Annotated in this window: 8 protein-coding genes and 1 pseudogene; 8 read left to right on the plus strand and 1 reads right to left on the minus strand. The window is 33.1% G+C overall.

Translation table 11 applies throughout. The features are described 5' to 3' along the window. Positions 1 to 641: site-specific integrase (locus FF52_RS22990; RefSeq protein WP_008469370.1), on the plus strand; the 641-nt coding region annotated here is incomplete at its 5' end. Between the two features lie 91 nt (positions 642 to 732). On the opposite strand, the gene FF52_RS22995 is transcribed toward FF52_RS22990, so the two are convergent. Continuing rightward, positions 733 to 1,032, minus strand: a complete 300-nt coding sequence (locus tag FF52_RS22995; RefSeq protein ID WP_008469371.1) for a hypothetical protein — start codon at positions 1,030 to 1,032, stop codon at positions 733 to 735. Between the two features lie 733 nt (positions 1,033 to 1,765). On the opposite strand from FF52_RS22995, the gene FF52_RS23000 reads away from it, so the two are divergent. From FF52_RS23000 to FF52_RS23035, 7 genes and pseudogenes are all read left to right on the plus strand, one after another. Then, positions 1,766 to 3,184, plus strand: coding sequence for a DUF1254 domain-containing protein (locus FF52_RS23000; protein WP_008469372.1), 1,419 nt, complete (start codon positions 1,766 to 1,768; stop codon positions 3,182 to 3,184). 31 nt (positions 3,185 to 3,215) lie between these two features. After that, positions 3,216 to 4,649, plus strand: coding sequence for a DUF1254 domain-containing protein (locus FF52_RS23005; protein ID WP_008469373.1), 1,434 nt, complete (start codon positions 3,216 to 3,218; stop codon positions 4,647 to 4,649). An 829-nt stretch (positions 4,650 to 5,478) separates the two neighbouring features. Next, entirely contained in the window at positions 5,479 to 6,168 is a 690-nt protein-coding gene (locus FF52_RS23015) for an IS1 family transposase (protein WP_035692353.1), read from the plus strand. Between the two features lie 91 nt (positions 6,169 to 6,259). Then, positions 6,260 to 6,454: pseudogene (locus FF52_RS23510) on the plus strand (RHS repeat-associated core domain-containing protein); the annotation flags it as partial. A gap of 612 nt (positions 6,455 to 7,066) precedes the next feature. Then, complete coding sequence (locus FF52_RS23025; protein WP_008469380.1) at positions 7,067 to 7,675, plus strand: DUF416 family protein; 609 nt, start codon at positions 7,067 to 7,069, stop codon at positions 7,673 to 7,675. Between the two features lie 96 nt (positions 7,676 to 7,771). Next, entirely contained in the window at positions 7,772 to 8,098 is a 327-nt protein-coding gene (locus FF52_RS23030; protein WP_008469381.1) for a DUF6572 domain-containing protein, read from the plus strand. 36 nt (positions 8,099 to 8,134) lie between these two features. Then, positions 8,135 to 8,515, plus strand: coding sequence for a hypothetical protein (locus tag FF52_RS23035; protein WP_008469382.1), 381 nt, complete (start codon positions 8,135 to 8,137; stop codon positions 8,513 to 8,515). The last annotated feature ends 31 nt before the right edge of the window (positions 8,516 to 8,546 follow it).

An 8,546-nucleotide genomic window follows, 5' to 3' on the forward strand; every position in this document is an offset into this window, starting at 1 on the left:
GTAACACTGCTCTCTCTTATTATAACAAGATTAAAACTACTCTAAAAGCAGCCTATAGAGAGGATAAGCTTAAAACAGATATCAATGCAAAGATAGGATCAATAAAGGAAATGGAATCCCAACGTAATTTTTTGACTCTCGAGGAAACCCGAAGGCTGTTTGAAACTCCCTGCCCGAAATTGATTGTAAGAAGAATTTCTATGTTTTCAGTTCTTACAGGCGTGAGGTATTCCGATATTGCCAAGCTGACCTGGTCAGAATTGCAACATGTTGAGAATGACGGGCACTATATTATTTTCAGGCAAAAGAAAACGGAAGGCACTGCATCCATACCGATCTCCGATGAAGCTTTCGAATTGCTTGGCAAGAGACGGAGAGAAAATGAGAAGGTATTTAAAGATTTGAACAAATGGGATGTTGACCGTACGCTTCCTGTATGGGTGGCATTGTCAGGCATCAATAAGCATATTACCTTTCACTGTTTCAGGCATACTTATGCTACATTACAGCTGACGGCTGGAACTGATATTTTTACCATATCTAAAATGCTTGGTCATAAGAACGTTAAGACAACGCAGATATATGCGAAGGTAATTGACCAGAAGAAAAGGGACGCAGCAGGCAGAATTTCTTTAGAATAAAGTTTTTTCTTTAGCAATTTTTTTAACGCTTTACCCAAATAGAGGTAAGGCGTTTTTTATTTTTTTTAGGATTAAATGATTTTTAGATTTTTTAGAAATTATTATTCAAAAAATTGCAGGTTTTACAATAGGTTATCTTTTTATATGGACTCTTTATCTTTATTTTCTTGTTTTTATTTTCGAGACTTTCATGTAAAGCTTCTTCTTCTTTTGTAATTTTATTAGTTTCCGGATCTTCTAAGATTTTTTTAACGCTAATTCCAGCTATTAACCTAAGAAATGACAATATTTCGGCTGTTTGTGCAAGAGTAACATCCATTCCTTCGTCAGTTAACATTTTTAGTGCTTTTTCAGGTGTGATTTTTCCAGTATGATTTTGATTAAATTCCATTTTTTACTTTTTTATATTTTGTAATTAATGTAAAGATAATCAGTTGTTTATGTGGCTTTAGGAAGTGGTTTATTTTGTCCTGTTGGGGGACGGGGACAGGACAAATTACAACATCATTTTTGGATGATTTGAAGCAATTGGCTTTCTATATGTAGTGTCTGTCTTCCATTGGCTATGTAAATTTGGTTTAGATGTCCTGTTGGGGATTGATGCAAAAATTATAAAAAACTCAATTGATTCATGGCATAACACTAATATAAATTTATAAATATTATGGAGCATTTGAAAAGATTGTTATAGTTAAGGCAGAATTGTCTTTCTTTGGCTCTATGGATTACTTTATGCTATTTAGGTTTTGTGGCACAAATGTAATCCCTTTCAGCTTAGAATGCTTAAAAAAATAGGTCATGCAAACAGAAATTTTAAGGAATGGCAAAAAGAAAAACATCTTATTTGCGAATTCGATTTTTGTTTGCATTTCCAGAATTATAATTATTCTATATCTTATGCGAATAGAAATAGCAGTGTTAGATTTTTTTTGTTAAATTTACCATAATCCCTAAAGTATTTTTTTTACCTACTCATAATTTAAAAGTTTTGTCAGGAATTTGTCCGCTGTCTTCTGAAAGCTTTTTTTAAATAATTTTTGTTTTTTTTGAATTAATACCTGTTGCACCATCTGGTTTCACATAAAGATTTTTTTAAGAATAAATAAATAATAAATTTTAAGATTATGAAGAGATCACTTTTACTATTTGCTGCTTTTCTGCTTTTTATAAGCTGTAAAAAAGAAACAACAACAACACAAAACGCATTAAGTGCTGAAGAAGCAAAGTCTATCGCAAAGGAAGCATACATTTATGGCTATCCAATGTTAATGGGCTATCGGGCTTTGTATGCCTCTACAGTGGATAAAAAAAGTCCTGCCTACCGAAGCGGCTTTAATATCATAACCCATGACAGACGTCCGGCAGATGATACGAGAAAAGATGTAGTTTCCATGAATGCGGACACGCCTTATTCTTTATTTGCTCTTGACTTAAGGGCAGAACCTATTGTATTGTCTGTTCCTGCGATAAAAGACAGATATTATGTATTTCAATTTACGGATCTTTTTACGCATAATTTTGCTTATGTAGGAACAAGAAGCACAGGCAGCGAAGCAGGAGATTATCTGTTTGTCGGTCCGGATTATAAAGGAGAAATACCAAAAGGAAAATTTAAAAAGGTTTTTAATGTAGAGAGCCAGCTTGCAATTGGCATTGGAAGGACCCAGCTATTGGGCAGCAAAGATTTAGCAAATGTTATCCAGATTCAGGATAAGTATAAAGTTACTTCATTGAGCCAATTTTTAGGCACTGCATCTCCGAAAAAAGCATCTGAAATTAATTGGATTGCCTTCAATCCAAAAGACATAGAAGATGCAAATTTCATTAAATATATGAATGTCTATCTGGACTTGGTTAAACCTTTCAATAAAGAAGATGTCGAGGATCTTGCAAAATTTGAAAAAATTGGAATAAAAGCGGGAGCCGATTTTGATTCTTCACAGCTAAACGAAGAAACCCTCAAAGCCATTAATGATGGTGTTCAGGAAGGAATAACGGCAATTAAGGAAAAAGCCGCTCATATCAGCGAGCAGAAAAATGGATGGAATATGATGGATCCTTTCGGAAATAGAGAATTCTACAAAAAAGACCATCTTTTGCGCGCTGCCGCTGTTATGGTTGGAATCTATGGAAATGATAAAATTGAAGCTTTTTATCCTGTTGTTTACAATGATAAAGAAGGGCAGACTTTAAACGGAAAAACAAACAAGTATAAAATTCATTTTTCTAAAGATGAAATTCCGCCTGCAAAATATTTTTGGTCCATAACTATGTATGATAAAAGTGCAGATGGAACAGGAGGATATTTAATCAAAAATCCAATCAATAGATTTCTGATTAATTCAACTACAGAAGGATTGGTTTATGATAAAGACGGAGGCTTGACAATTTATATTCAAAACCAAAAACCAGATAAATCTCTAGAGGCTAACTGGCTTCCAGCCCCTGCAGAAGAATTTTATCTAATGACACGGATTTATGGGCCAAAAGAATCTGCCCTGAATGGTACATGGTCGCCTCCAGCAATTGAAAAAGTAAATTGAACTTCCAAAAGCAATTCCAAAAAGAAGAATTATGAAAAATAAAATATTAATTTTTGTTTTAGCAGCTGCTACAATGGTTTTTGTATGCTGTAAAAAAGAAGGTAAAGAAGGTCAGACTAGTATATCAGCTGCCGATGCAAGTAATATTGATCTAAAAGAGATTAGGGAAATTACCAAGGAGGCTTATATTTACGGATTTCCTATTGTAGATAACAGCAGGATTCAATATGCATATTTTGTAGATAAACAAAATCCAGAATACAAAGCTCCGTGGAATAAGATTCGTAATGTTCCCAGAGTTTTTACCTCAGAAGATAAAGCGGTTCAAACTCCCAACTCAGATACGCCTTATTCTTGGATTGGATTAGATTTAAGAAGCGAACCTATTGTTTTTGTGATACCTCCAATTGAAAAAAACAGGTACTGGAGCCTGCAGCTAATTGATTTGTATACTTTTAATTTTGCCTATTTGGGAAGCCGCACAACGGGAAATAATGGAGGCGTTTATATGCTTTCCGGCCCTAATTGGAAGGGAGAAAAACCCAAAGGGATTGATAAAGTTATTCCGTGCGAAACAGAAATTGCTTTAGGAATAATCCGAACACAGCTTTTTAATCCAGGTGATTTAAAAAATGTTGAAGCAATACAGAAAAAGTATGATGTTAAAACGCTTTCAGCGTTTTTAGGCAAAACAGCTCCAGTGCAGGCAAAACCAATTGATTTTATAAAACCGCTTTCTCCGGAAGAACAAAAAAAATCATTGGAGTTTTTTAATAATCTAAATTTTGCTTTACAATTTTGCCCCGTAAATGCTTCCGAAAAGGACTTAAGAGCTCGATTTGCAAAAATTGGAGTTCAAGAAGGTAAAGCTTTCAATCCTGACAGTTTAAGCGCTGATGTTAAAAATGCCATGAACGAGGGAATAAAAGACGCATGGCTTGAAATAGCTGAGTTAAAGAAAAGGATCGTAACGGGTGAGCTTTCGTCAGGAGACGCTTTTGGAACGAGAGAATTTCTTAAAAATAATTATCTTTTTAGGATGAGCGGAGCGTTTTTAGGTATTTATGGAAATTCAATAGAAGAGGCAGTGTATCCATCTTATTATGTTGATTCGAATGGCGAAAAATTAAATGGTAAAAATAAGTACACTTTCAAATTGCCTCCAGGACAGCTTCCTCCAGTCAATTCATTCTGGTCCCTTACAATGTACGACCAGCCGGCAAGTCTTCTTGTTGCAAATCGGCTTAATCGCTATCTGTTAAATTCAACAATGCTTGGGCAGTTTAAAAAAGATGCTGACGGAGGATTTACGTTTTATATTCAAGCAGATTCTCCAGGAAAAGATAAGGAATCTAATTGGCTTCCAGCTCCAAAAGGTGATTTTGCTCTGATAATGCGATTGTATTGGCCAAAAGAAGAAGCTTTGAACGGCTCATGGAAGCATCCTAAACTGATTAAAAATTGATTTTTTTGTTTATTAGTTTATAATAGTCTCAGTTATTGAAAAGTGAATTAAATAAACTTAACTACTTTTATCTGTTTTATATTTCGTACCTTAAGGAAGTTTTAGAACCGGTAAAATTTTCATAGCCTTTTTTCTTTAACCCAATAGAATTTATGTATCTGCCGGATGAATTATATAATCTTAAGTTTGCTGAACATTTTAAAGAAATGAAGAATATGTATGCAGCTGATCAACGGTTTAAGCTGATCTGTAATACCTATTGCAGAAGCATAAAGAATAATAGGAAATTAATAAATAGTCCCAATAAGTGTTTCTGCCAAACAATAGAATCTGAAAATTTATGTAGAGAACTTGAAGAGGAAATACTTTTTTATATAATACGGAGAATGTGAAAAAATGGATACGATGCTGAAAATTTGGAATTAATGTAAGCGGGATATCTGTAGTACGTATTTATTTGCAAAAATACAGAAGACTTGGTTAAAATCTAAACTTTTCCAAGGCTGTTTTGAGAAATTGTGCTCAGGTCTATTTTATTTTTTTGCATGGATTTAAAGAAGGTTTATTTTGCATGCCGAATGTGAAGTTTAGGGAATTGATACTTTATGCCGTAAACAAATTGTACAAAACAGTTTTAGAAATGGGCACTTGCTACGGCAAGTATTGCAGACAGATTATTTCGGTAGTGTTTCAAAGTTAGTGATATGAGATTTTGAAATTCTAACCTTATGAAATTGAATAAATTTTAGAAAAAAATAATTTAAAGATGAGCATTACTGCTCATCTTTTTTGTTTTAATATTGTCTTAAATGAGCTAAAATGAGTAAAAATGCGACATAGTGTTCCAAAGTTAGTGATGGTAATGAATTGTCCAAAATGTAAAGAGAAAAAGGTTATTAAAAATGGGAGAACAAAAAACAATAAACAGCAGTACTATTGTAAAATGTGTTCTCACCGTTTTATAGAATATTATACAAATCAAGCTTACAAATTAGATATTAATGAAAAGATTATTCAATTAACCAAAGAGGGATTAGGAATAAGAAGCACTGCAAGAATACTGAAAATATCAGCCACAACGTTATTGAAAAGAATTGTCTGCATTGCGAGGAATATAACAAGACCAATTGTCAGCAGAGGCAAAACTTACGAAGTAGATGAACTGTGCACTTATATCAGACACAAGAAAAATTATATCTGGCTGGTTTATGCTTTGGAAAAGAATTCTAAAAATGTGGTTAGTTTTAATGTTGGCAAACGAACTAATAAAACTTTGAATCGTGTTTTGGAAACTCTGAAATTGGCAGAAGCAAAAAAGATATTTACGGACAGACTTAAAAACTACAGATATCTGATTGACGAGAAGTTGCATTCTGTTAAACGTTTCGGAACTAATCATATTGAAAGGAAGAATCTGACTCTCAGAACGCATCTGAAAAGACTCAATAGACGTACAATCTGCTTCAGTAAAAGTTTAGCTGTTTTTAATGCTGTTTTGAAGATTTATTTTTGGATTTGAGCAATAAAACAGTAAGTTTATCCTTCAAAATCATGTTCTTAAAAATATTGTATTTAACAGGTAAAAACTTGTAAAAATAGTCGCAAACCCTTATAAGTATAAGTACAATGGCAAAGAGCTTCAAGACGAGCTGGGGCTTGGGGTTTACGACTATGGCGCAAGAAATTATGATCCTGCGTTAGGGCGTTGGATGAACATTGATCCTTTAGCAGAACAAGGAAGAAGGTGGACACCATATAATTATGCTTTTAATAATCCTGTATACTTTATTGACCCTGACGGAATGTGGCCAGGTGAAGGAATATGGAAGTCTATAAAAAATTGGTGGAATAGTCCTAGTGGAACTTACGGTGATGCAGTTCAGAGTGTTGCTGCACAATATTTTAGTGCTTCGGATATGCCTAAGCCAGAAACAAAAGGAGAGGCATTACTGATGAGTATGGCTGCTGCTGCTTATAATACAGGACATTCAGCGCCTGGTAATTTGAAAGTTCCAGCACGAGCAAGTGTTGCAACGGAAGGAGCTGAAGTAAAGCCTGCGCAAACTATTGGTGAACGAGCAACTGAAATACATCAAGCTGTACCTAAAGTTACACAAGACAAGACTACCATAGCAGTGGTTGAAGCAACAGACTCGAAGGGCAAAGCAGTTAACATTGTGGCTTCTAGTGAACCTAGGTTGAGAAAAGCTCAAAGAGAAATGTTAAAATCCAATGAGGTTGCTGCTTCTGGTAAAGGCCACGCAGAAGTTACTGCTTTAAATTATGCAGAGCAAAATGGTTTTAATGTATTTAGTATTGGAGTTAGTAGACCAATATGTAACGATTGTGCAGTCTGGATTAATAATGCAGGAGTAACTCCTACAACACCTTTAAAAAATAAAAAGAAATAGAAGAAAATGGATGAGTATAGAGATACAATTAGCGAAAAGCTAGCAATTTTAAACGATGAAAAAAAAGTGATTTTTTCATTGTTGATATGTGAAAGACTATTTCCAAACTATGTATTTTTTTCAATAAAATATAGTTTTGGAAATCCATCGGAATTAAAGGAAATTATTTCAACTCTCTACAGGGATTTACTAGATAAGAGAAAATCTTCGAAAATCGATAATTATATTGAGATAGTTGAGAAAATTACACCAGATACAGAGGATTACGATACAATATTAGCTTCTTTTGCCTTAGACGCATGTACATCAATATTGAGCACATTATATTTTTTAAAGGATGACGATTTTGAAAATATAGTTGATGTTGCAACCTATGCAAGAGACACGGTTGACATGTTTATTCAGGAACGGGATGATCTAGACATCAATGATAGTCAAATGGAACTATTGATTGAAAAAGATCCATTTATGCAGAGAGAATTAAAGAGACAATTTAACGTTCTGGATTATTTAAATAATATAGACTCAGATTCGTTATCAGAAATTGATTTATCTTCATTAAGGCAACTAGCAAAAGATGACATTATAGATATATCTTTACTGAATAGTATATAAAATAATTTTTAGTGCTAAAGAATAAAGTAAAAAAAGGTGTATTATGCACCTTTTTTTTTTATTAATGAGTGAATAATATTTTTAAAAACTTCAAATATGTCTGTTGAAGATAAAAACGTAATAGATATTATTACCATAGGTAAAGAGGGAACATTAGTTCTTACCATATCTGATCATCTAGAGTGGGATGATGAGAATGAACATTTATTACTTTTACAAGAGAAGATAAATAGTTATCTGGATTTCATTGAAAATGGTCAGCTGGTAGAAAACTATCCTGATAAAGCTGATAAAAAGATCATGATACAAATAGTATTCAAGTACTATCCTAATAAAACAGCTGAAGAGTTTTTAGCGATTGTAGAAAGATTTCTAAACGAAAAAGGCGTTGCCTTTGATTTCTATAAACTTGAAGAGGAATAATATTAATTTTTGGCTTATTTAGTATAAGAAGAAGTAATGAATAGAGCAGAGTTTTTAAAAATCATCAAGAATAAAACTGATAAAAATGATTATCATCTTACATTAGTCAATGGAGGCCAGCATCCTGAATTTTCCTATTCAATAGGTTTAACAGAAAAATTAGGATTTGAATTAATAATGGCAGGAGGATATATTTCTACAGAAAATAATGAATTAATCTTTAGGCAAATAGAGGGCGCAAAGAAACACAAAATAAAAACAAATAAAATAGCTAAAATGTTGGTAATTAACATTTTAGCTATTTTTTTATTCAATTGTTTTTTGGAATATTTGAGTGTTGTTTTGTTAAAATTTATACCTCATTTGTACCTCGGGTTCCGAGGTACAAACTTTGTGACAAAAAGGGATGAATTATGACACACTTGGGTACTTTTTAAAGGTTTTATAA

This window comes from Flavobacterium sp. F52 (genome assembly GCF_000278705.1).
GTDB lineage: Bacteria > Bacteroidota > Bacteroidia > Flavobacteriales > Flavobacteriaceae > Flavobacterium > Flavobacterium anhuiense.